General features: G+C 45.5%; 20 protein-coding genes. 10 read left to right on the top strand and 10 right to left on the bottom strand.

The window, feature by feature from the left end; all coding sequences use genetic code 11:
• Nucleotides 1–9 precede the first annotated feature (9 nt).
• The 5 genes from RTL34_RS06625 to hisD all read left to right on the top strand — a co-directional run bounded on the left by RTL34_RS06625 (nt 10) and on the right by hisD (nt 4,174).
• Nucleotides 10–267 carry a BolA/IbaG family iron-sulfur metabolism protein gene (locus RTL34_RS06625; RefSeq protein ID WP_065263076.1) on the top strand — a complete coding sequence of 86 codons (258 nt, stop codon included), beginning with the start codon at nt 10–12 and terminating at the stop codon, nt 265–267.
• 20 nt (nt 268–287) lie between these two features.
• Entirely contained in the window at nt 288–1,553 is a 1,266-nt protein-coding gene (gene murA, locus RTL34_RS06620; RefSeq protein WP_239743073.1) for a UDP-N-acetylglucosamine 1-carboxyvinyltransferase, read from the top strand.
• A 13-nt stretch (nt 1,554–1,566) separates the two neighbouring features.
• Nucleotides 1,567–2,229, top strand: coding sequence for an ATP phosphoribosyltransferase (hisG, locus tag RTL34_RS06615; protein WP_312115616.1), 663 nt, complete (start codon nt 1,567–1,569; stop codon nt 2,227–2,229).
• Nucleotides 2,230–2,244: 15 nt separating this feature from the next.
• On the top strand, nt 2,245–2,592 hold the full coding sequence (locus tag RTL34_RS06610) for a gamma-glutamylcyclotransferase family protein (RefSeq protein WP_312115614.1): 348 nt from the start codon (nt 2,245–2,247) through the stop codon (nt 2,590–2,592).
• Nucleotides 2,593–2,878: 286 nt separating this feature from the next.
• The gene (hisD, locus tag RTL34_RS06605) at nt 2,879–4,174 is read left to right on the top strand and encodes a histidinol dehydrogenase (protein ID WP_312115612.1); all 1,296 of its coding nucleotides are present in this window, start codon (nt 2,879–2,881) and stop codon (nt 4,172–4,174) included.
• Between the two features lie 71 nt (nt 4,175–4,245).
• Here the strand turns inward: hisD and RTL34_RS06600 are convergent, their stop codons facing one another.
• On the bottom strand, nt 4,246–5,358 hold the full coding sequence (locus RTL34_RS06600; protein ID WP_312115610.1) for a lipase secretion chaperone: 1,113 nt from the start codon (nt 5,356–5,358) through the stop codon (nt 4,246–4,248).
• A 10-nt stretch (nt 5,359–5,368) separates the two neighbouring features.
• A complete protein-coding gene (locus RTL34_RS06595) occupies nt 5,369–6,418 on the bottom strand; it encodes an esterase/lipase family protein (protein ID WP_312115608.1) in 1,050 nt (349 codons plus the stop codon).
• A gap of 302 nt (nt 6,419–6,720) precedes the next feature.
• Between RTL34_RS06595 and RTL34_RS06590 the strand changes: the two genes are divergently transcribed.
• On the top strand, nt 6,721–8,289 hold the full coding sequence (locus tag RTL34_RS06590; RefSeq protein ID WP_312115606.1) for a TerC family protein: 1,569 nt from the start codon (nt 6,721–6,723) through the stop codon (nt 8,287–8,289).
• Between the two features lie 72 nt (nt 8,290–8,361).
• On the opposite strand, the gene RTL34_RS06585 is transcribed toward RTL34_RS06590, so the two are convergent.
• From RTL34_RS06585 to RTL34_RS06575, 3 genes are all read right to left on the bottom strand, one after another.
• Nucleotides 8,362–8,835, bottom strand: a complete 474-nt coding sequence (locus RTL34_RS06585) for a hypothetical protein (protein WP_065253348.1) — start codon at nt 8,833–8,835, stop codon at nt 8,362–8,364.
• Between the two features lie 64 nt (nt 8,836–8,899).
• Entirely contained in the window at nt 8,900–9,628 is a 729-nt protein-coding gene (locus RTL34_RS06580) for a pantothenate kinase (protein WP_219331637.1), read from the bottom strand.
• Nucleotides 9,629–9,654: 26 nt separating this feature from the next.
• Nucleotides 9,655–10,584: a biotin--[acetyl-CoA-carboxylase] ligase gene (locus tag RTL34_RS06575; RefSeq protein WP_312115601.1), complete on the bottom strand. Its 930-nt coding sequence runs from the start codon at nt 10,582–10,584 to the stop codon at nt 9,655–9,657.
• Between the two features lie 109 nt (nt 10,585–10,693).
• Here RTL34_RS06575 and RTL34_RS06570 point away from each other — a divergent pair, with 109 nt between their 5' ends.
• The gene (locus tag RTL34_RS06570) at nt 10,694–11,506 is read left to right on the top strand and encodes a sulfite exporter TauE/SafE family protein (RefSeq protein ID WP_312115599.1); all 813 of its coding nucleotides are present in this window, start codon (nt 10,694–10,696) and stop codon (nt 11,504–11,506) included.
• 41 nt (nt 11,507–11,547) lie between these two features.
• Here the strand turns inward: RTL34_RS06570 and ribA are convergent, their stop codons facing one another.
• The gene (gene ribA / locus RTL34_RS06565; RefSeq protein WP_312115597.1) at nt 11,548–12,189 is read right to left on the bottom strand and encodes a GTP cyclohydrolase II; all 642 of its coding nucleotides are present in this window, start codon (nt 12,187–12,189) and stop codon (nt 11,548–11,550) included.
• A gap of 522 nt (nt 12,190–12,711) precedes the next feature.
• On the opposite strand from ribA, the gene RTL34_RS06560 reads away from it, so the two are divergent.
• Together RTL34_RS06560 and RTL34_RS06555 are read left to right on the top strand one after the other, a co-directional pair.
• Complete coding sequence (locus RTL34_RS06560; protein WP_312115596.1) at nt 12,712–14,853, top strand: 1-deoxy-D-xylulose-5-phosphate synthase; 2,142 nt, start codon at nt 12,712–12,714, stop codon at nt 14,851–14,853.
• Nucleotides 14,854–14,888: 35 nt separating this feature from the next.
• On the top strand, nt 14,889–15,722 hold the full coding sequence (locus tag RTL34_RS06555) for an inositol monophosphatase family protein (protein WP_007115595.1): 834 nt from the start codon (nt 14,889–14,891) through the stop codon (nt 15,720–15,722).
• A gap of 185 nt (nt 15,723–15,907) precedes the next feature.
• Here the strand turns inward: RTL34_RS06555 and RTL34_RS06550 are convergent, their stop codons facing one another.
• The 4 genes from RTL34_RS06550 to RTL34_RS06535 form a co-directional block, all read right to left on the bottom strand.
• On the bottom strand, nt 15,908–16,978 hold the full coding sequence (locus RTL34_RS06550) for a ParA family protein (protein ID WP_076776792.1): 1,071 nt from the start codon (nt 16,976–16,978) through the stop codon (nt 15,908–15,910).
• A 140-nt stretch (nt 16,979–17,118) separates the two neighbouring features.
• Complete coding sequence (gene fdxA / locus RTL34_RS06545) at nt 17,119–17,442, bottom strand: ferredoxin FdxA (protein WP_007115596.1); 324 nt, start codon at nt 17,440–17,442, stop codon at nt 17,119–17,121.
• A 72-nt stretch (nt 17,443–17,514) separates the two neighbouring features.
• Nucleotides 17,515–20,418, bottom strand: a complete 2,904-nt coding sequence (mutS, locus tag RTL34_RS06540; RefSeq protein WP_312115591.1) for a DNA mismatch repair protein MutS — start codon at nt 20,416–20,418, stop codon at nt 17,515–17,517.
• 150 nt (nt 20,419–20,568) lie between these two features.
• Complete coding sequence (locus RTL34_RS06535) at nt 20,569–21,579, bottom strand: adenosine deaminase (RefSeq protein ID WP_065253342.1); 1,011 nt, start codon at nt 21,577–21,579, stop codon at nt 20,569–20,571.
• A 277-nt stretch (nt 21,580–21,856) separates the two neighbouring features.
• On the opposite strand from RTL34_RS06535, the gene secA reads away from it, so the two are divergent.
• The gene (gene secA / locus RTL34_RS06530) at nt 21,857–24,667 is read left to right on the top strand and encodes a preprotein translocase subunit SecA (protein WP_203172234.1); all 2,811 of its coding nucleotides are present in this window, start codon (nt 21,857–21,859) and stop codon (nt 24,665–24,667) included.
• Nucleotides 24,668–24,708 lie beyond the last annotated feature (41 nt).

The raw sequence follows: 24,708 nt of genomic DNA, 5'->3' as shown, positions 1-24,708 counted from the left end.
GTATTTCCCATGAACGCACAAGATTTAATTACTTTACTACAACCCCATTTTCCGAGTGGCAAAATCGAAGCTGCCAATCAAGGCAACAAATTTGATGTGCGCGTGGTGGATGACAGCTTTGAGGGTAAACGTCCTGTCGCACGTCAACAAGCCGTATTGGGGTTGGTGTCTGATAAATTTGCGTCAGGTGAAATCCATGCACTCAATATCCAAGCGTTGACCTATGCCCAGTGGCATGAGATGCAAGCCAAACAAGCTGCGCAATAAGCCATTTTTAGGAGAAACACATGGATAAATTTTTAATCACGGGTGGCACCCAGGTCAAAGGTGAAGTGGTCATCTCTGGTGCAAAAAATGCGGCATTACCCTTGCTTGCGGCAATGATTTTGGCAGAAACCCCAGTCACCCTGCACAATGTACCGACACTCAAAGACGTCAATACCTTGGTCAAATTGATTGCGGGCACGGGTATTACCATTGAAAAGAACGGCGATACGGTGACCTGCGATACCAGTACCATCAATAGCTACTATGCCCCGTATGAGCTAGTCAAAACCATGCGTGCATCGATTTTGGTATTGGGACCGCTGCTTGCGCGCTTTGGGCAGGCTGAAGTGTCGCTGCCCGGTGGCTGCGCAATTGGCTCACGCCCTGTCGACCAACATCTAAAAGCCTTGGAAGCGATGGGAGCGACCATTACCGTTGAAAATGGCTATGTCAAAGCCAAAGCACCCGCTAGCGGTCGGCTAAAAGGTTGTCATTTTACCTTTGATGTGGTCACGGTTGGCGGTACTGAAAACACCATCATGGCAGCGGCATTGGCAGAAGGAACCACGCACTTAGAAAACTGTGCGCGTGAACCAGAAGTGGTTGATCTGGCTAATATGCTTGTCAAAATGGGCGCAAAAATTGAAGGCATTGGCACCGCTTATATGACCATTGAAGGCGTTGACAAATTAAATGGCTGTGAGTACTCAGTCGTACCAGACCGTATCGAAACCGGCTCATATCTTGCGCTTGCCATGATGACAGGCGGGGAAGTGACTGCCAAAAAAACCGAAGCCAGCTTGATGCAATCGGTGCTTAAAAAATTTGAAGAAATGGGCGCCCAAGTCACTGTTGGCAGCGACTGGATTAATGTCAAAATGGCAGGTCGTCCAAAAGCGGTTGATATCCGCACATTACCACACCCGGCGTTTCCAACCGATATGCAAGCGCAGCTCATGACAGTTTGCTGTATTGCAGAAGGCACCAGTACCATTATTGAAAATATTTTTGAAAATCGTTACATGCATGTGCCTGAGCTGCAACGTATGGGGGCAAATATCAAAGTCGATGGCCATACTGCCGTTGTTCAAGGCGTCGATAAGCTCAATGCCGCGCCTGTCATTGCAACCGATTTACGCGCCTCTATGTCACTGGTAATGGCAGCGGTGGCAGCCCAAGGCGAGACCTGTATCGAGCGCATTTACCACATTGACCGTGGTTATGAGTATGTGGAAGATAAACTGCGCGGCTTGGGCATCACCATTGAGCGGGTAAAAGGCGAATAACAGGTATAAGACAATGACACAAGCAAATGATGCCAATTATAACGGTCTTACCTTAGCGTTATCCAAAGGGCGAATCTTAAAAGATACCTTGCCCCTGCTAAAAAAGGCAAGTATCGAACTACTTGAAGACCCAGAAGAATCACGTAAACTGATTTTCCCGACCACGCATGCTGATGTGCGGATTTTGATTTTACGCGCCAGTGACGTGCCCACCTATGTGGAGCATGGGGCGGCAGATTTTGGTGTGGCGGGTAAAGATGTACTGATGGAGCATGGCTCAAGCAATTTATATGAATTGCTCGACCTACAAATTGCCAAATGCCGTTTGATGACGGCAGGTAAAGTGGGGCTACAATTACCCAGTCGTCGTCTTAGAATTGCCACCAAATATGTCAATGTGACGCGCGCGTTTTTTGCCAGTCGTGGTGAACAAGTGGATGTGATTAAGCTATATGGTTCCATGGAACTTGCGCCATTGGTAGGCTTGGGTGATTTGATTGTGGATGTGGTCGATACCGGTAATACCTTAAAAGCCAATGGTCTAGAGCCGCGCCAAGAGATTTGCCAAGTCTCTTCGCGTTTGATTGTCAATCAGGTGAGTTATAAACGCAAATTTGCCCTGCTTGAGCCAATCATTGAAAGTTTCAAGCAAAGCATCGCTGATAACACCCAGTAAGTTTTCAAAATTACCATGATGCAGCATCTTTTTGTGTATGGCACGCTAGCGCCCAATCGTGACAACCACGCTATCATGACACCCATCAACAACGGCAGTTGGCAGCCTGCGATTATTCGTGGGCATTTGATGCTAGATGGCGGTTGGGGCTCGGCGCTCGGATTTCCTGCAGTCATCCCAGATGAACAAGGCGACATGGTAGCGGGCTGGGTGTTTTCGTCGGATGATTTGGTCAATCATTGGGCGCGGCTAGATGAGTTTGAAGGTGAAGCCTATCAGCGCATTGAAGTAACCGCCACGCTTGACAATGGTGCGAAAATCCAAACCTTTGTGTATGCACTCGACAATCTACAGCATTATTAAAGCTGGCTATGCCGATTAAAACATGGAAGATGAAAACATGGAAAACTAAAACATTGAAGATTAAAAAAAGACGTTATTAAGACGTCTTTTTTTAACTGGGTGAATTTTAACTGGGCGAAAACTAAAAGTGGTGACTGGTTGGCTCAGTTTGGCCGATTTTGATGCGCCAGTTTTGATGCGCCGATTTGGATGGGTTGGCGAAGCTGTGCAGGCTAAAAAGCCGCTTTCATCCATGAAAAATTTGTTATGCTATGGGTTAGTCATTTTTTATTCTTAGGGGAATACCATGCGATTGTTAAATAGCCAACAAGCCAGTTTTGAGCAGGAATTGACAGAGCTGCTTGCTTTTGAAACGGTAAATGATCCAGCGCTACTGGCTACGGTCGATGATATTATCGCGCAAGTGCGTCAGGGTGGGGATGAGGTGGTGTTAAAGCTGACCCAACAATTTGACAACCATCCTGCCAAAACTTTTGCTGAGCTAGAGATTTCACAAGAAAAGCTCAAACAAGCATTTGATGGGTTAAATCCTACAATCAAGCAAGCGCTTGAACTAGCGGCACAGCGCGTCACATCCTTTCACGAACGCCAACGGCAAGAAAGCTGGACGTATCAAGATGCGCTAGGTAATACGCTTGGACAACAAGTTACGCCACTCGATAAAGTGGGGATTTATGTGCCAGGTGGGCTGGCAAGTTATCCATCCAGCGTCTTGATGAATGCGTTACCCGCCAAAGTCGCAGGGGTCGGGCAAATTATCATGGTGGTGCCTGCTCCTCATGGTGAACTAAATCCTTTGGTATTGGCGGCCGCTTATTTGGCGGGTGTGGATAAAGTCTTTACCATTGGGGGCGCGCAAGCGGTGGCAGCGTTGGCTTACGGCACTAACACCATCCCGCAAGTCGATAAAATCACAGGACCTGGCAACAAATACGTGGCAGCCGCCAAACGCGCCGTGTTTGGGCAAGTGGGCATTGATATGATTGCAGGTCCCTCGGAAGTACTGGTATATGCCGAAGGTGTTGCAAATGATAAAGCCGACTGGTTAGCCATGGATTTATTATCGCAAGCTGAGCATGACACCGTTGCGCAAGCGATTTTTGTCACCCCATCTGAGCCATTACTCAAAAAAGTTGCGCAGGAAATCGAAAAAGCCTTAGCAGATTTGCCAAAAGCTGACATCGCTAAAGCAGCGATTGCCAACCGTGGCGCGCTGATTTTGGTGAAAGACCGAGCAGAGGGTATTGAGGTGATTAACCGCATTGCGCCCGAGCATTTGGAGTTATCGGTAGATGACCCAGAGGCAATGGTCAAAGATATCCGCCATGCGGGCGCTATCTTTATGGGTCGCTATACCCCTGAAGCGATTGGTGATTATTGCGCTGGCCCTAATCACGTTTTGCCAACGTCAGGTACCGCACGCTTTAGTTCACCGCTCGGCGTGTATGATTTTCAAAAGAAATCTTCGATTATTTATTGTAGCGAGCAAGGTAGCCAAACGTTGGCAAAAACTGCCGATATATTGGCGGTGGAAGAAAATTTGGATGCTCACGCGCGTTCAGCCCGTTACCGTGTGAAATAGGCTATGAGCCTGTGGCAATTCAACAGCTTATGGCAATTCAATGGGGCATTTAACTCATTTTAACGGGGAAGTTAACGCTGCTTTGTCAACACATCTAGGCGTAGCCGTTCTTCAGGCGTAAACATCGTCTGCTGTAACGCCACAATTTGTTGCTGTGCTTGCGGCACATTACCCAATTTGCTCAATATTTGGTTAGACTGTGTCTGATAAGTTGCCACACGCTGCGCAAATTGCGCTTCAGATTGGTCAAGCTGCTCAAGCCGTTTGACCGCTTCAGGGGAGACGTATTGACTACGCATGGCATTGATTTGGCTTTGCGTTGCCCCTTGTTGCTGCATTTGCTGTGTTTTCGCTAATAACTTGTCAATATTGCGCTGCTCGGTTAGCTTTGTCTGTAGATTTGGGTCTTTAACGCTGGCGATATAGGCAGTTTGCGCCTTATCAATGATGGCTTGGCGCTGATCATTGCTCAGTTGTGCGTTTTGGTTGGCTTCGACGACCGTCATGTTGTAGTCATTGAGGGCTTGTTCATCCCCAAAAAAAGCTTCACGGGTTTTGGCGTCAAAATAACGGGCTTGCAGCTGTTGTACTGCGCGTAATTGGTTTTTAATCGCAGATAAATCTAATGCGCTAACGTTGGGGTTTTGCTGTGCTTTAGGCTTATCTAGCTGGCTGACAGCAGTCAAATAGCTCAGATAATTTTGAAAAATCTGAACCGCCTGGCTTGCGGCAGGCTCAGGCGTATGTTCACGAATATAGGCAATCACCCGTTGTTCAATCTGGCTTAACGGCTCTTCCCCTTGTGCGGACAAAAAATAATCAAACAGTCGGCGCAAACCGGCGGTCACCACCAATTGCTTGTTTTCATCGATGATAATTTCGCCATCGACTTGGGTGCCTTGTAGTGATTTGGGCAGCGATGTGGCCAGTGATATGGGCAGGGGGGTAGCGTTCGCGGTGACGGAGGATGCATTGGCGAGTGTTACGGTTTGATTGGACGGCAATACACCAGATGGCATCGTACTAGCGGTATCATGCTGCAAAGGATTGGCTGTTTTGACAGCGTCCTTAGGTTTTAACCACAGTATGCAGGCTATCAATAATGCGATGATACCACTGGCTAATACGATTATTAGCCAGGTTATCGGTCGTTGGTTTGTGTCAGGGTTGTTTGATGGAACCATAGGCATAAGCTTACAATGATTGACCTTTTAAGCGATTGACTTGGTTGCGATAGACAGTCAATGGATTGGTATCTAGCAAACTGACAATGCCAAATACCTGATTGACTGAATCCATATGATTCATTTTATAGTTATCACGAATCACTTCACCGAGACGACTTGAACAGGGTGAAACAAGACCATCATTGGCTTCGCCATTGAATGACAAACCCGTCAACCCCAACACCGCATCAGACGGATCGACAAGCATGGTCATAGTTTGGGCGCCACTAAATGAGTAGTAACGTACATTGTTGACCACCGTGTTTATTGGGTAGCCACAATAACTGGTCGGCATGGCTGCAGGGAATTTTTGGTTAAATTTGGCCGCATAATTGGTGGTGAGTGAATTGACGGCTGCCCAGCCATCTTGCTGCTGTAGTTGATTGAGTGGCACGCCAGATCCGATGTCCATCACACCGCCCACCAATTCAAAAAACTTGATTGCCATTAAAGAGGCGGTATTAAATTCGCCAGCGGGTAAGCCATCAGCCGCACTGCCTTCAGTCACCATTTTGACCGTCCAATCCGCCATTTTTGAGCCTTGCTCAGGGCTGGAAATCGCCGTCACAGAGGATACTAGCGATGGTGCAACCCCCGCCACATAGCGAATATCAATACCACCGTGGCTATGACCGATTAAGTTAACCTTCGGGCTGCCGGTGATGGCAATGATGGTTTTGATTTGTTGGAGTAGCTGCTCACCGCGCACTTCGGTGTCATTGACACTTGATGTCTTGGTTACATATACACTTGCGCCATTTTTGGTGAGATCTTGAGGGATGCCATTAAAATAATCGACCAAACCAAACATTTTGCTCCAGCCACCAAGCCCGTGAGCAAGTACGATAGGGTATTTGGTTTTTGCATAATCTGAGGTGGCGCTCAGGGAAGTGACTGCGACACAGCCAGTGGCATTGGCACAGTTGTAATAGCTTGAGGCATAAGAAGACACAGAAAATGCGATGGAAGAAAAAAGCAATCCTTTGGCGGCACGGCGCATAAAGCGATGATGTGACATATACTTATCCTTGTAAAGTCATAATGAAGTTTCGCTGTCCTATCGATTAATTTAACCTAAATCAAGAATTTGTGAATCAAATGAAATGACTGATCAGTATATTTTTCTGCAATGTTAGTTGATGCAGTATGTAGGTAAGGTTACAGGTCAAGTGATGTATTAGCACAATTGGCGTGCCTTCTACAAAAGCAGACACAAATTATCATTGATTTTTTGCTATGATTTGCTAAGGTAACGGCTGATTTTTCGTTTTTGCTGTTTTTATTTTTTGCCCCTCATAACAAGAGAATAACTGACCCACTATGTTAGAACTACTATCTGACCCGTCAGCGTGGCTAAGCCTTGCGACGCTTGTCATTCTTGAGATTGTTTTAGGTATTGATAATCTTGTCTTTATTGCCATCTTAGCCAATAAACTTCCACCGCATCAGCGCGCTAAAGCCCGTAATCTAGGTCTTGGCTTGGCATTGGTCATGCGGCTGTTCTTATTATCGATTATGTCATGGCTCATTACCTTAACCGATCCCGTGCTCACATTGGGAAGTTTTGATTTATCGGTTCGTGACATTATTTTATTGGTAGGCGGGGTGTTCCTGCTGTTTAAAGCAACTACGGAGTTGCATGAGCGGCTAGAAGGAAAACCTGAGCATACCAACCAAAGCAAAGTGCAAGCAGGGTTTATCGCGGTTGTCGCACAAATCGTGATTTTAGATGCGGTGTTCTCGTTTGACGCGGTGATTACCGCTGTAGGCATGGCAAAACACCTTGAAATCATGATGGCGGCAGTGATCATTGCCATGGCATTGATGGTGGCTGCCTCTAAAGCGCTCACCGAGTTTGTCGGTCGTCATCCAACCGTGGTGATTTTGTGTTTAAGTTTTCTACTGATGATTGGCTTTAGTTTGATTGTTGAAGGACTAGGCTTTCATATGCCAAAAGGTTACTTGTATGCGGCGATTGCGTTCTCAATTTTAATTGAAGCGTTTAACCAAGTAGCCAAACGCAATAAAACCAAATATGAAAATCAAATTCCGATTCGTGACCGTACCGCGGATGCAATTTTACGTTTAATGGGTGGTAAAACCGAAGAAGTGGTTACCCCAGAGAATAATTCAGAACATTTTGATTTTGATAGTATGCCATTTGCGCAAGAAGAGCGTTATATGATTAGTGGCGTACTAGCGCTCAATGAGCGCGATGTACATACCATCATGACGCCGCGCAATGATATCTCTTGGGTCAATATCAACGGTAGCCGCGAAGAAATGCGCGCGCAATTGCTTGATACGCCGCATAGCTTGTTCCCTGTGTGCCGAGATACCATTGATAAAGTGCTTGGGGTAGTACGCGCCAAAGACTTTTTGGATTTGCTCGATAACAATGTCGCAGATATTGAAACCGCCATTAAACCCTTACTTAACAAGCAGCAGCCTGTGTTTGTGTCAGAGAGCATTGACAATCTAAAACTGCTCAATATGCTCAAAAAAGCCAAAGGTAATTTGGCAATGGTGATTGATGAATACGGTCAAGTCGCAGGATTAGTGACACCGCTTGATGTGCTAGAGGCGATTGCAGGTGAGTTCCCTGATGAAGATGAAACCTTAGAAATTATCCCCTATGACGATTATTGGATTGTGAATGGCACAGCAAGTTTGCACCAACTACGTTTGGAGCTTGACGATCCAGATTTTCTACTCGATGCCGATCAGTTCACCATTGGCGGGTATTTGATTTCGCAGCTGACCGATGCCCCAAAAGTCAATCAAACCATTGATATCGGTGCCTATAAGTTTACCATTCTAGAAACTTCAACATCGCGCATTTTGAAATTAAAAGTTGAACGTGAAGCCCCGATGGTGGCAACGGTTTAAATCACTGATTGGGTATAAAAGAAGGGGTAATTAACCCCTTTTTTTTGTATGACTTTTTTAGGGATATAACAATTAAGGAATTTGCTTAATTGTCAAGGTGATAGTAGGCAGTTTGCTGGTTGACGTGGCAGTAGATTGACTGGACACAGGCGTGGATGATAGCGCAGTCAAGGTAATATCCATATTGGCAAAACGCTGTGTTTGACGCAAGTCTCCGCGCAAATCCCCAATCGATAGGTTGAGGGTTTGTGGGCGAGAGGCGGTAGTCATAGCCGTGACCGCTACTGTGGCATTACCTGCCCAAATACACTGTACGCCTGTGGCACAGCGGCTATCATTGAGCACTTTATCAAAAGTCAGATTTAGCTGGTGTTCTTTAACAAAGATGTTTTGACCCAGTGCAAGCGTGACCGTGCGAGTGGCATTGGCTGGCTGGTTGACTGTTGAAGGCGTTGGTTTGGCGGGCAAGGTGGGCGCAGTCATACAGGCGGTTAATAGGCTCGTAGTGAGTAAGGCGATACTTGTGGTTTGAATGATTTTTTTCATCAGTAATTTCCTTTTTTTTTTAACGGTTAATTTTATTTCTGGTTTTTAGTTTTGATTTTTAGTGTTATTTTTTAGCGGCAAAAAAACGCTGTAGTCCCGCCAATACCAAGTCTTGCCGAATTTCCACGCTGGCTGATAGGTGCGGCTCAAAAGTATGGGCATCACCGCCTGTCATGGTGATTTCAAATTGAGGGTAGCGATGAATGGTTTCATTGATGGCCCCGACAATGGATAACATAATACCATGATGCACCGCGTCTTGGGTATTGGTGCCTGAATCTATACTATCAAAAGTGCCATCAATAATACTAATCTGGCGCGTTCCCGAAAATAGTGACTCGCGCTGCAAATAGATACTGGGGGAAATATAGCCCCCCAAGTGATGACCCTGATCGACCAAATCAATGGTAACGGCAGTGCCGCAGCCAATAACGCATTGTTTTTTGCTAGGCTCGATGATGCCGAGCATTTGTAGCCAGCGGTCAACGCCAAGTTGGGCGGGGTTATAGTCGCTCGACATCAGCGCGTGCTTGGCATGGACTTGGGCAAATTCAAACGGTTTTTGCAATCGCTCTAGGCTTTCTGCAACGTGATTATTGACGGCTTGTCCGAGCACGGATGACACCCCGATAAAATCAGGATTGAGTCGTTCAAGCCGAAAGGTCAACCCTTTGAGCAATTCGGCAGGCGCTTGCAAATGCTGCTCAGCCGCATGATCGAGCACTTGACCGCTATCGTCCGTGAGCCAATATTTTAAGCGGGTATTACCCAAGTCTAGCCAAAGTTTTGTCATAAGTGAGAACCTTTGAGAGGGATGCTTTATTTGTGTTTATTTGCCTGCAACGATGAAACGGCTGAATCCAAAACTTGAATGGTGCCTGTCCAAATCGTTTGTGTGCTGCCATCTGCTTGCTCAATCAATAGACAGCCTTGCGCATCGATACCTACTGCAATGCCTGTTATTGATTGCTCAGATAAGGCGTTATAAATTTGCAAATGCTTGTTGTTTAATACGTCTTTTTGGGAAAAATCATGGATAAATTGTTGACTTGCTTCAGCCGCTTGCAGCTGATTAAATTGCCCAATCGCACTAGCTATGGCATCGGTAACAGGCTGATAAAATTCACGGGGCTGTAAGCGCTGCGCTGTCAAATCTTGCAGGCTTATCGCTTGGTAGTTTAAGCCTTCTTGGGTTTTTTGGGTCAGCACAGGGGCATGGGCAATATTGACCCCCACACCGACAACGACCCCTAGCATGTGACCTGCGACATTGACAGGCTCTATCAAAATACCCGAGAGTTTTTGAAATTGGTCAGGTAGGTTGTCTTGTGGTTGATAAAAACCCACATCGTTCACCCATTTGACGCCAATGGTTGGCAAATGCTTTGCCAGTCTTGTTTGATTGATGTGTTCTATGATAGGTATTTGACTGAGCTGATAACCCACGCACAGTGACAAGCGACCATCTAGTCGATAAGATAAGCAAAGATTTTGCGGCAATGCATAGGCTTGTGTCGGCACATACAGCGATAAATAAACATTGCCTAGCGGTGATTGCCATGTTCTGCCATGTTGACCACGTCCGCTAGATTGGGTATCAGCAGTGAGTAAATGGGGTCGGCTAAAATGCGGTCGGTTATGGTCGGTGGGCGACTGTGCTTGATAACTGAGCACTATCCACTCAATCAGCTGGCTGTTGGTTGAGTGGGTGCTGGCTAAGTGGGTATGGCAAAGCGAATCAATTCTCATGAGGATGGGTACATAGGGTCGGGTTCATAAGCTTAGGCACAATGTTACAAACGTCAAAAAGATAAGTTTGCTATACTAACGCTATTTTTAATCAAAGGAAATGCAAAAAATGATGTATCTGTGGTTTTTGCTGGCCGGGGCATTTGCTGGCATTTGTGCCGGGCTATTTGGTGTCGGTGGCGGATTGATTATCGTACCCGTGCTGATGGCGATTTTTAAAGCATATGGCTATCCAAGCGATGTCATTACCCATTTGGCGGTAGGGACATCGCTTGCCACGATTGTGGTGACATCGATAAGCTCCATGCAATCGCACAATAAGCGCGGTGGCGTGCGCTGGGATGTATGGCGCAATATGTCAATTGGCTTGGTGGTTGGTAGTTTTGTTGGTGCTTATATCGCAGATTTATTGCATGGTAAGGTCTTGGCGTTTTTGATTGCTGGCATGGCGCTGTTTATGGGGCTAAAAATGCTTTTGGCTAAAAAATCGGAAGTTATCGCGACCACTCACTTGCCATCTGCGCCTGTACAAACAGGAGTGGGCGGGTTCATTGGGGCAGCATCGGCGATTTTTGGTATTGGCGGTGGCAGTTTTACCGTACCGTTTTTGAGCCGTTTTGGTTTGACCATGCAACAAGCGGTGGGTACGTCAGCAGCCTGTGGCTTACCGATTGCCATTGCGGGGGCGCTCGGGTTTATGTTTTTTGGCAAAGATGTACAGGGCTTGCCCGCTGAGGCGATTGGCTTTGTGCATATCACTGCGTTTTTATGTATTTCAGTGATGAGTTATTTATTTGCCAAAGTGGGGGCAAAATTGGCGCACCAATTGCCTGCCAACACCTTAAAGCGCATGTTTGGTGGTTTGCTGCTAATTGTGGGGGCAAAAATGATGCTAGGCGCGCTTGGCATTAATTTATGGTAAAAATAAACAATGGGTTTTGTGTCATGTCATGAGAATGAATTTTATAATCCATTCTCAATCATATGCCCCATGCGCTCTTTTTTGGTGATGAGGTAGGCTTCATTGTGAGGATTGACACCCACCAACAGCGGTACGCGCGCTACCACCTCAATACCAATATCATTGAGATAGTCAATTTTGTTGGGGTTGTTGGTTATCAGCTTTACCTTATCCACACCGACATGCTCAAGCATCGGCTTGCACATTTCATAGGTGCGAGCATCGGCAGGTAAATCGAGCAGCAAATTGGCATCAAGCGTATCATGTCCTTGGTCTTGCAATGCGTAAGCACGGATTTTGTTGGTCAGCCCAATCCCGCGCCCTTCTTGGCGCAAATATAAAATCGCCCCGCAGCCGCCATCTTTAGCATAAGCTTGAATCATCTGCATGGTAGCGTTGAGCTGGGGGCCGCAGTCGCATTTAAGCGAACTAAACGCATCCCCTGTCAAACATTCGCTATGAATGCGTACCAATGGGATTTTGGATTTATCAGCCGTGGGCAAACCAACCGTCAGCATGACGTGTTCATGTTTACGATTGCCAAGCGCATCGCGTGCCGTGTCGTCCGTATCTTCAAACACATGAATATCAAATAGCCCATGCGCTGTTGGTAAGGTTGCTTGCGTGATAAATTGATACGACACCCACTACTCCAAAAAAATGACCCACTGACTCAAACAACTGAACCAAGTCGGTAAACCCAAAAATAAAAGTGCCCTTTACATGAAGGCATTGATTAAAATATCAAGAAGGATAGCGTCATTACCCATCTTATCAATAACCCGCAAGCTAGGCTCACATGCTATCTGACGCAACTTTTTTGTCAAAATTTATCAAAAACTCAAGGCTTTAGTCTAAACTTTATAGAAGCTATAAGATACAATCTAAAATAGCGAGGTTTGATGTCTAATCAACAAAAAAATGCTATTATGCCACATTCATGCGCCACATTGGCAATTCAAAGCTGGTAATGCCAGCTTAGCCACCTAGATTTTCAAGCGCCCAACGCTTTGGCAGTCTGTCAACTTTGTGCCCGTATTTTGTGCCAATTTTGTGCCAGCAATAAGGTGTTAATAGTCATTGTGCGTTTTAACTATTTATTTTTTTCACCTGTGTCAACAGGGCTCATCGAGTCCCTGTAAGCAATGAAAAGTGTCAGCCAAGATATGTCAAAAACTAAAATAGCTAACCAAAACTACTCATTAAAAAACTTTGATACCATCCCTATGCTAAAGCCGCATACGCCGCTGCTCGATGGGGTGGACAGTCCTGCTGACCTAAAAAAAATGAGTACCGCGCAATTGCAGCAATTAGCCGATGAACTGCGCGAGTTTTTGCTGTATACAACGGGCGTCAGCGGCGGGCATTTTGGTTCTAACCTTGGCGTCGTTGAGCTGACCATTGCACTGCATTATGTCTTTAACTCACCCAAAGACCAAATTGTCTGGGACGTAGGGCACCAAGCCTATCCCCACAAAATTTTAACGGGTCGCCGTGACAAGCTTACCACCATTCGTAGCCAACATGGGCTGACCGCTTTCCCTGAGCGTCATGAGTCTGAGTATGATACTTTTGGCGTTGGGCATTCATCGACGGCGATTTCTGCAGGGCTGGGCATGTCGCTTGCTATGCGCTATTTAGGCAAACATGACAAAGTGGTTAGCATCGTCGGTGATGGTGCTATGACAGGCGGCATGGCGTTTGAAGCGATGAATGACGCGGTGCAGCAAAATGCCGATTTGATTGTGGTGCTCAACGATAATGACATGTCAATCTCACAGGCAACGGGCGGATTTTCTAAACATTTAGCCACCCTTTGGCAGCGTGGTTTGGCAGTCGATATCGATAAAAACGGTGATGCGATTTTTACCAAGCGCGTCATCTCCAGTGAAGACCGCCGTATTCGTCATTATTTGCACATGGCAAACGAAGCCTTAGATGATTGGACCTCGCGCTTGCCCAATAAAATTGTCGAAAAATTGGCAGAAAAAGGTATTCCTAAACCCTCTCAGTTAGAGACATTACCTGAGAAAATCGCCAATAAACTCATTGATGAAGTGTTCCCTGAAAACTTGTTTAAAGCCATCGGTTTTCAGTATTTTGGACCGTTTGATGGGCATGATGTTGCCAAATTGACGCAGGTATTTGAACGGGTGAAGCAGTTAAAAGGGGCAGTACTTGTCCATGTACATACGGTAAAAGGTAAAGGCTTTTTACCTGCAGAATGTGACCCGATTACTTATCATGCCATTACCAAACTTAAAAAAATCAACCCAGTGCAAGAAAAATCTGTGCCAGTTGACAGCCAAAAGCCGGCACCCACCCCCGCCAAAAAATACTCGCAAGTGTTTGGCGAGTTTATCTGCGATAAAGCCGCCACTGACAAACAACTGATGGCGATTACCCCTGCGATGGCTGAAGGCTCAGGCATGACCGAATTTGCCAAGCGCTTTGCTAGCCAGTTCTTTGATGTGGCGATTGCCGAGCAACATGCAGTGACCCTAGCGGGTGGTATGGCAACCCAAGGCGTCAAACCAATTGTCGCGATTTACTCCACATTTTTACAACGTGGCTATGACCAACTGATTCACGATGTGGCTTTGCAAAATCTCAACGTGATGTTCGCCATTGACCGTGCAGGCTTGGTCGGTGAAGACGGTGCGACCCATGCGGGGGTATTTGATATCGCCTTTATGCGAACTGTGCCCAATATGGTGATTGCTTGTCCCAAAGATGAGAATGAGTGCTATAACTTACTTAATACCTGTTATGAGCATATTGGACCCGCTGCGGTGCGTTATCCACGTGGTAATGGCATTGGCGCAGAAATTGATAAAAACCAAGCGATGTATCCAATCGGTAAGGCAGCGCTTGAGCAGACTATCGAAGCCACTGCAGCAGATACGAGCAACGTGGCGAAAAAAGTTGCGGTGCTTGCTTTTGGTACCATGGTAAAGACGGCGGTCACGGCGTGTCAAAAATTAGCCGAAACTTACCCAACGACGACGTTTTTTGTTTATAATATGCGGTTCGTTAAACCGTTAGACAGCGAATTAATAGATACTCTATTGGCGCAAAACTGCTCCATTGTTACCCTTGAAGAACACCAAGTCATGGGCGGTGCAGGTAGTGCGGTCAATGAATACCTCGTTGCCCAAGCAGCAAAAACAAGCCAAGCCTTGCCAACGCTACTTAATATCGGTATCCCCGATAAATATATCGCGCATGGCAGCCCTGAGCAGCAATTAGCTGATTGTGGGCTAGATGTCGCGGGTGTGGTCAAACAGATACAAACGATTTTGTCATAAATTTTAGATTTTTATCCTTCAACAAAAGGTCAAGTATGGAACCGATGGTCGTCATGGCAGCTCGCGCTGCACAAAAAGTAGGTCAAGAGATTTTAAATGCACACAACAATCGCCACAAGCTAGAGTTCACGATTGAAAGCAAAGGCTTAGATGGTTTGGTGACCCAAATCGACCGTTACAGCGAAGAATTATTGATCGCGATGCTCAAAGAAAGCTACCCAACCCACTCATTTTTGGGTGAAGAATTTGGGCTACAAGAAGGCAAGGGCAATGATAAAGACTGGTGCTGGGTCATTGATCCATTAGATGGTACCCACAACTTTATTCATGGCTTACCGCATTTTTGTGTCTCAATTGGGGTGCAAAAAAATGGCGTCACCGAACATGGCATCATCTATGACCCAGTGCGTGATGAGATGTTTTCAGCCAGTCGTGGTAAAGGCGCGCGTCTCAACCAACGCCGTATCAGCGTCAGTGAGCATAAAACCATTGATGGCGGCTTTTTTACCACAGGTCATCCGCTTGAGCGTAACCGCGCGGAAGGTAAAGTCTCCTATGCCAAAGAGCATTTTGAAAGCTTACAAAAAATCTGCGAACAAGGCGGTCAAGTGCGCCGTGTGGGTTCAGCCGCGTTAGATTTGGCATATGTCGCAGCGGGACGGTTTGATGGTTATTTTGAAATGTCTATCAAACCTTGGGATATATGTGCTGGTGAATTAATTGTCACTGAAGCACGTGGTACTGTGGTTGACCATACAGGCGCACACAATGCGATGCAAACAGGCTCTATCTTTGCAGCAAATATCAAACTATTAAAACCATTGATGCAAACCGTGGTACCAGTTTGGGGCAGTGCCGTAAAAGGTTAATGTTTGCCTTAAAAATAGAAACGCCCTAATTATTGATTAGGGCGTTTTTTAATGCTTAAAATAAGCAATAAGTGATAAGTATTGAATAGAAATTGCGTTGTTGTTAGGCAAATCGTAATAAAATGGTGAAGTCTTCAGTTATTTAAAAAGCCAAATATCATTAATAGCAAGCTTCTTTAAGTCATTTAAATTAGGTTTTTAACTAAATTTTCGATATTTGGTACTTGTTTATCAAGTTGTGTTTGATTAATGGTTACTCTCTTCCCATTCATATTTTTTTGGGGACCCGCTGTAACCTTTGAAAGTGGAATCCCCATAACGCTAGAGTATACTGAAGCAGTGTTAGCATCATTAACTTCATATAAAAACATATTTTTAAAAGAGGACTTGTTGTTTGGAGTATTTGCCCCATTAGGATGAATTTCAAATACTGAAGAGTTATTCTGCCAAAGTTGGTATATCTCATCAGTAATATGCAAAACAATATTTTTAAACCCCGTTGCAGAGTTATTATTTGATTGAGTTAAACGATTTCCAATATACATATATATTTTTGGTACAGTCATGCGATAGGTGTTACTATTTTGAAAATAAGTTGATTGAGGTAAGCCTGGGATACTATGACCATAGACAAGATTTATTAAACTTTGAATAGCCATTAATGACGAACCATCTGCTGTGAAAGGAATTAATAGGCTATCTGTCGCAGCTAAAGCAATTGTTGTATATATTGAGAAACTTGGATTACTGTCAATAAAAACTGTCACGTCTTTTTGATTGTAAAAATTGCGGATATCGGCTATCAAATCACTAATCCACAAATGAACATATCTCCAAGCGTCGAATGGTCCAGTTCTAGTAGCCCCTTCAATTTGATGTGCTTGTAACTCAAGATTTTGATCACCTGCAACTAAGCTTAAATTTGATGGAATTTGATTATTAAGTTGATAAACATCTGTTAAATATCCTGTCCCTTTAAAAGGATTTTGATAAGGGCTCATTATTCTTTCATTAATATACCCAGCAATAGATTTAGGGTTGCTATTTGGATTAACTCTTTGATGTAACTGTTTTAGGTTGCTATAACCTTGATTAACTCCGCCTAAGAGCATCACTGAAGAATTTGCCTGTGGGCACATATCAATAACGACAATTTGTTTTGTAGGGTTTTGTTTTGCATATTCTGAAGCTATCTGGAAAGTCAAATAACTTTTTCCTACACCGCCTTTATTATTCCAAATCATGTATGTTTTCATATTTAATCAATCCAAAATATTAAAAATTAAGTATACCAAATCATTTAGTATTAATGTTAATAAAGAGAGAGACTCAATTATGAAAAGGATGTGATAAAAAAAGGTGGAAGTATATTCCACCTTTTATATTTAATTGCAAATTATCTTTCAATATACTGTAATTTATTGGGTACGCCATCCCATTCTTTGGCATCGGGTAGTGGGTCATGCATGGCTGAGATGTTTGGCCATTTTTCGGCAAGCTCTGCATTCAGTTCGATGTATATTTCTTGACCTTTTGGTACTTCATCTTCAGAAAAAATCGCATTGGCAGGGCATTCTGGTTCACACAGCGCACAGTCAATACATTCATCAGGATGGATGACCAAAAAATTCGGACCTTCATAGAAACAGTCTACAGGACAGACTTCAACGCAGTCAGTATATTTACAACGAACACAGTTATCAGTAACGACGAAAGTCATGGCGGTGGCTACCTTTTTTTAGTTGCACAAATGTTAAAAGCATAAAAAATACAATCGTATTATTTTAGCGCGTTACGCTTTTTTTAACAATTCCTTTAATGAATAAATAAATTCTAATGCCTGTTTCGGCGTCAGCTCGTCAGGGTTTAGGGCGTTTAGTTGTTGACTAAGTTTATATTCATCAGCCTTCAACGTTTGATAGTCAGCCGCTGCACTTTGCAAATCCAGACCCATTTGTTTATCATCTTTTGGTGGATAGGGTAAAGGATGGTTTGGCAAAATTTTTTGTTCGCTTTGGTTATCCAAATAGTGTTGTGCTTGGGCTAATAAGGCTTGCGGCAAACCTGCCATTTTGGCGACATGCAATCCAAAACTGCGATGCGTTGCCCCGGGTGCGATTTTATGCAATAGCAGCAACTGCCCGTTGATTTCTTGGGTGACAAGGTGCTGATTAAACATTTTGGGGTGGCGCTCAGCCAGTTCCGTGAGCTCAAAATAATGGGTGGCAAAGAGGGTCAAACAGCCAATTTTTTCTGCTAAATAATTCACGCACGCATGCGCAATCGCTAGACCATCTTGGGTGCTGGTGCCACGACCGACTTCATCCATGAGTACCAATGAGTTGGCATTGGCTTGGTTCATGATATTGGCGGTTTCGATCATCTCGACCATAAAGGTTGATTTACCACTTGCCAAGTCATCTGCCGAGCCAATGCGGGTAAAAATCCGCTCAATACGACCGAGCGTCACCGACTGCGCAGGGACATACGCGCCACAACAAGCAAGTAGTACGATAAGCGCGGTTTGACGCATGTAAGTTGACTTACCGCCCATATTGGGCCCTGTAATGAGCATTAATCGTTCAAGTTGGGTGGCTGTTCCCATGACACAGTCATTGGCGACAAATGGGTCAAGCGATGCCGTCTGATGGTGAGCTTGGCGCTGTTGACCTGCTTCAACCACGATATGCCGTCCGCCTTGGATATTGAGGCTTGCGGTATCATCCGTGGTATTAAACAACGGGCGGCACCAGCTTTTAATATGAGTAGAACGATTCTGCAAACGCGTTAGGCTGACCCAGTTGGCAAGTACATCCAAATACCCAATCGCTTTGGCAAGGCGCTGCAGCTCACCAAGCTGTGACTTGAGCTGACGCAGCAGATTTTCATAGATACGCTTCTCAAGGGTCAACGCTTGCCCTTGAGCCGATAAATAGGATTCTTCAATGGTTTTGAGCGCTGGCGTGATAAAGCGTTCGGCATTTTTGAGCGTTTGACGGCGAGTAAAATATTCAGGCGCGTTCTTGGCTTGTAGGGCGCTGAGTTCAAAATAAAATCCGCTCACTTTATTAAAGCCCACTTTGAGCATGGGCAAGTTATTTTTTTGCCGCTCTTGCACCGCCAATTCTTCCAATGTTTGCTCGATATTGCCATGCAGATTTTGTAATTCATCAAGCTGTGGGTCATAGCCCTTTTTTATCATGCCGCCATCACGGATGTGGGCGGGCGGCTCATCGACAATCGCTTGGTCTAGCAAGGCATGGATATTGGCAAAGCTATCAGTTAAGGCTAAGTCAGGTAGCTGTTTGCTAAGCATGGCAAGCAAAGGCGTCTCAGCACTTAGCGTCGTTATGGTGGTAAAATCAAAATGTTGCTGTAACTGCTTTGACAACGCTAACGCTTGCGCCAAGCTCAGACGCAATTTGAGCAAATCGGTCGGTTTTGCTGAACCCAAGCCAATGCGTCCCCCAATGCGTTCGATATCGCTGATTTCGCTTAAGGTTTGTTTAAGCAATTCAAACGCTTCTATCGGTAATGTCATCAGTTGTTCAACCGCATCAAGCCTTCGGTTAATCAGGGTGACATTGCGTAGCGGTCGGTGCAAATGATGGACTAAAGCGCGTTTACCCATCGGCGTTTGGCAATGATCAATCACCGATAACAGCGAAATACCCGATGCCAGCACGGGTTTAAAAATTTCCAAATTTTGCTGACTGATGGTATCAAGCTGCAAAAAATCGCCGTTATGCTCAAGCTGCAGGCTACGAATATGGCGTAAATCAGCTTGCTGGGTCTGTTTGCCGTAATGCAGTACAACCGATGCCGATGAGATGGCAAGCGGTTTTTGCTCAATGCCAAACCCTGCCAGCGTGGTGACACTTAGATGCTGGGTCAGATGTTCAAGCGCGTTATTGGGCAGAAAATAACTGTGCGGCTGTGACAAAATAGGCGGTAGGGTGGCTGTTGGGCTATTTGCGCTCAGACAATCCTGCAAAAAATGTTGCCATGCCTCAGACAGCTGTTCATCTATCAGCACTTCACTGGGATCAAAGCGGGCGAGCGCGTTAGCAAGCTCGCTTTGTAGCGCAGTATGGCTATCGCAGTTAAGCTCAGTGACGCGGATTTGTCCTTGTGCCAAATCCAGCTGTGCCAATCCCACCGACATTTGCTGTTTGGCAAAGCTGATAGCGACGACCGTTGGCGTCTGCCCTTGGGTGATGAGGTTATCATCCGTCAGCGTTCCTGCGGTTAAGGTACGGACGACTTTACGTTCCATAATCTTAGCGGCATTGGCTTTTGTTTTGCTGGTTTTTGTTGCCGTGTTTTTTGCTATGCTTTTGGCTGCAGTGTCTGTTGCTACAGTGTTTTCTTCAAGGCTGTCTTCTGGCTTTTCTTCTTCGACTTGTTCACAGACCACCACGGTTTGCCCGGCATTAATCAGCCGAGCAATATAGCCGTCTGCCGAATGAAACGGCACGCCTGCCATCGGGATAGTATTGCCCTGTTTATCTTTGCCACGTCGGGTCAAGGTGATGCCCAAAATATCGGCAGCAAGCTTGGCATCATCGAAAAACAGCTCATAGAAATCACCCATCCGGTACAGCACCAAGGCATGGGGATAATTCGCTTTTAGCGTAAGATATTGCTGCATCATGGGGGTGTGATGGTCAAGATTGTGAGGCATGGTCTGGGGCATAATAGTTAAACGTTATGAAATTAAGCAACAGGTGCGTTTGTCGCACCATGTTGGGTGTGTGAGGTTGGTTAATGGCTGGCATGCACGTTACTTGTAGCTTATTTCTGCCAGCCTATTTTTTCGAGCTTATTTACCAACTTATTTAAAAGCTTAAAGCGATTCGATTTTTGAGATCCAATGCTGTTTTTCAGCATCCCCTATAAAAGATGCGTTAAAGCTGTTGATCGCCAATTGTTTGATATCGTCATTTGATAGCGCTAGCGCCTGCTCAATAGCGACAAAGTTGTCATTCATATAGCCACCAAAGTACGCCGGGTCATCTGAGTTCACCGTCACGCACACGCCTTGGTGCAGCATGCTTTTGATATTGTGCTCGCCCATGTCTTGCACTACTTTTAGTTTAAGGTTACTTAATGGACACACCGTCAACGGCATTTGCTCCGCTATCAAGCGTTGCATGAGTTTATCATCTTCAGCCGAGCGCACACCGTGATCGATACGATTGACCTTTAGCAAATCCAACGCTTGCCAAACATACGCGGGATCGCCTTCTTCGCCCGCATGCGCAACCGTCAAAAACCCAAGCGCTCGAGCTTTGGCAAATACCCGTTCAAACTTGGCTGGTGGATTGCCCACTTCGCTAGAGTCAAGCCCCACGCCAATGATATTATCTTTAAATGGCAACGCCTGCTGAAGGGTGGCAAACGCGCTGTCTTCGCTCAAATGACGCAAAAAACACAAGATCCAATGCGAGGTGATGCCCATTTTTGCTTTGGCATCTAAGCTTGCTTGATAAAGCCCTTGAAAACAGGTAGCAAAATCCACCCCCCGCTCTGTATGGGTCTGTGGGTCAAAGAAAATCTCCGTATGCACCACATTATCAGCCTGGCATTTTTCAAAATACGCCCACGCTAAATCATAAAAATCCTGTTGTTTCACCAAAACGTTTGCGCCGGCATAGTAGATATCCAAAAACGATTGTAAATTATGAAAATTGTAGGCATTTTTGACATCTTCAATGGTTTGGTAGGGTATATCAATTTGATTGCGTTTAGCGATGGCAAACATCAGCTCCGGCTCAAACGTGCCTTCGATATGCACGTGTAGTTCGGCTTTGGGTAATTGATGAATCAGTTGTTGTGGGGTCAATGGGGCAGTCATGGCAAACTCGATAGCATAATGGCAAAGATGGGTTAAAATCTTTCAAGAAAATTTCAACAATGAAAAACTCGAAAATAAAGCTCAATTATGGGGATGGATTGATAAAGATAAAGGTAATAGAGGCAAGCGGTTCAAACTTACAGGCTGTCATAACCTTGTATCTAAAAAAAGCAAACCCATATATAATAGCAAAATTTATTTTGAACACCTTTATTAACCGTCATCGTATTAAAAGTCATCGCACTTATTGATTTGAGCACTTTAGGAAAACCCTCGTATGTTAGGCAAAATGATAGGCAAGGTTATCGGCACCAAAAACGACCGTGAGCTTAAGCGAATGCGTAAGTTGGTCGACAAAATCAACGCCTTAGAACCCAAAATCCAGCCCCTCTCTGACGAAGCATTAAAACAGAAAACTGCGGAATTTAAAACCCAGTTTGAGCAGGGTACTAGCCTAGATACCATTTTACCTGAAGCCTTTGCGGTCTGTCGTGAAGCCTCAAGCCGTGTCCTTGGCATGCGTCACTACGATGTACAGCTCATCGGCGGTATCACCTTGCACGAAGGTAAAATCGCCGAGATGCGCACGGGTGAAGGTAAAACCTTGATGGCAACGCTTGCGATATATCTCAACGCGATTAGCGGTAAAGGCGTGCATGTCGTCACCGTCAATGACTACTTGGCAAGCCGCGATGCCGAATTAAACCGCCCGTTGTTTGACTTTTTGGGCTTGACTGTCGGCGTGATTTACTCACAGCAAGACCCGATGGAAAAATTTGAGGCCTATGCTGCGGATATTACCTACGGTACCAACAACGAATACGGCTTTGACTACCTACGTGACAATATGGTATTTCGCCTAGATGAGAAAAAACAGCGCGGACTCAACTATTGTATCATCGATGAGATTGACTCGATTTTGATTGATGAAGCGCGTACGCCGCTGATTATCTCGGGTCAAGCCGAAGACTCATCGGCTATGTACAGGCTGATTGACACCATCATCCCGCGCCTCAAACGCTCAGAAACCGAAGAAGGCAACCGCGAAAACCGTGAGCAGGATTTTTGGATTGATGAAAAAAATCGCCAAATCGAAATCAGCGAAAAAGGCTACGAGAAAATCGAAAAATTCTTGGTGGAAAAAGGTGAGCTTGGCGAAAACGAGAGCCTATATAGCCCAACGCGCTTGCCACTATTAGCCCACGTTCAAGCTGCGATTCGTGCGCACCATTTATTTGTTAAAAACATTCACTATATCGTGCATGAAGGCGAAGTCATCATTGTCGATGAAAACACAGGGCGTACCATGCCCGGTCGCCGCTGGTCAGAAGGGTTGCACCAAGCGGTTGAAGCCAAAGAACAGGTCGAAATCCAAGCCGAAAACCAAACCCTTGCAACTACTACTTTCCAAAATTATTTCCGTCTGTATGACAAACTCTCAGGCATGACAGGTACAGCCGATACCGAAGCTGCGGAGTTTAAACAAACTTACGATTTAGATGTGGTGATTATCCCCACCCACAAACCAATTCAGCGTATCGACCTTGATGACCAAATTTTCCTAAGTAAAATGGGCAAATATCAAGGCATCATCCGCGAAATCAAACGCATTCAAGAGAAACAGGCGCCGATTTTGGTGGGGACGGCAACCATTGAAGCCAGTGAAGTGCTTTCAGAATTACTGACGCAAGAAGGCATTCAACATAACGTCCTTAATGCCAAACAGCACGAGCGTGAAGCCGATATTATCGCGCAAGCGGGTAGCCCCAATGCGGTCACTATTGCCACCAACATGGCAGGTCGCGGTACCGATATTATCTTGGGGGGTAACTGGCAAGCAGAGCTCGCCAAAATCGATAATGTCACCCCTGAAATGAAACAACAAGCCCATGCCGAATGGCAAGTGCGAAACCAACAAGTGCTAGAGGCGGGTGGCTTACATATCATCGGTTCTGAGCGTCACGAATCGCGCCGCATCGATAACCAATTGCGCGGTCGTGCGGGCCGTCAAGGTGACCCGGGGGAGTCACGCTTTTTCTTGTCACTTGAAGATGACTTGATGCGGATTTTCGCTGGCGATCGCGTGGTGAATATGATGCGCGCCATGGGGCTAAAAGAAGACGAAGCCATTGAGCACAAAATGGTGTCACGCTCGATTGAAAACGCCCAAAGCAAAGTGGAAAACCGCGACTTTGATGCCCGTAAGAGCCTACTCAAATACGATGACGTTGCCAACGAACAACGTAAGGTTATCTATAAGCAGCGCGATGAACTGCTCGCCGAAAGTAATCTACAAGCAGGTATCGAAGCGATGCACTACGATGTATACAATGCCTTGATTGACCAGTTCGTGCCACCCGGCTCGATTGATGACCAATGGGACATTGATGGGCTTGAAGACGAGCTTGAAAATGAGTTTCGTATTTATATGCCAATCAATGACTGGCTAGATGCCGATCGTCGTTTGGATGAAGAAGGTTTACGCCAAAAAATCATCGAGGCTGCGTTACTCAACTACCGCGCTCGACGTGAGCAAATGGGCGAGGAAAATGCCGCCCAACTTGAGCGTCACTTTATGCTATCTAGTCTAGATAAGCATTGGAAAGAACATCTCAACCAAATGGATCAACTGCGTAAAGGTATCCATCTGCGAGGCTATGCGCAAAAAAATCCTGAGCAAGAATATAAATCTGAATCTTTCTCTTTGTTCCAAAGTATGCTCGGTGCCATCAAGTCTGAAACCGTGCAAGATTTAGCGCGTGTGCATATCCCAACGCCAGAAGAAATCGCTGAGCTTGAGCGCCAGCAACGCGAACAAGCCGAGATGATGCGTCTGCATTTTGAGCACCAAGAAATGAATGGCGTGACCGGTGAGCTGAGTGACGATGAAGACATGATTGCGCGTAACAGCCAGCAACGCACGCGAGCCACGTATTCATTTGGTCTAAGCGGCTCAGCTGCGGCAACCGCGAGTCCAGAGATGGCTGAAAATGGTGACAATCCGTATGCCAACTTAGCGATTAGCCGAAATGCCCCTTGTCCATGTGGTTCGGGTTTAAAATACAAGCAATGCCATGGTAAAATTTAAGGTGACATCATTATCATCTTTAAATTAGCAAACTCGTTGAT

It is taken from the genome of Moraxella sp. CTOTU47915, assembly GCF_031986685.1.
Taxonomy (GTDB): domain Bacteria; phylum Pseudomonadota; class Gammaproteobacteria; order Pseudomonadales; family Moraxellaceae; genus Faucicola; species Faucicola tetraodonis.
Note: the sequence above shows the minus strand (reverse complement) of the source record. Positions and strands in the feature narration are given on the sequence as shown.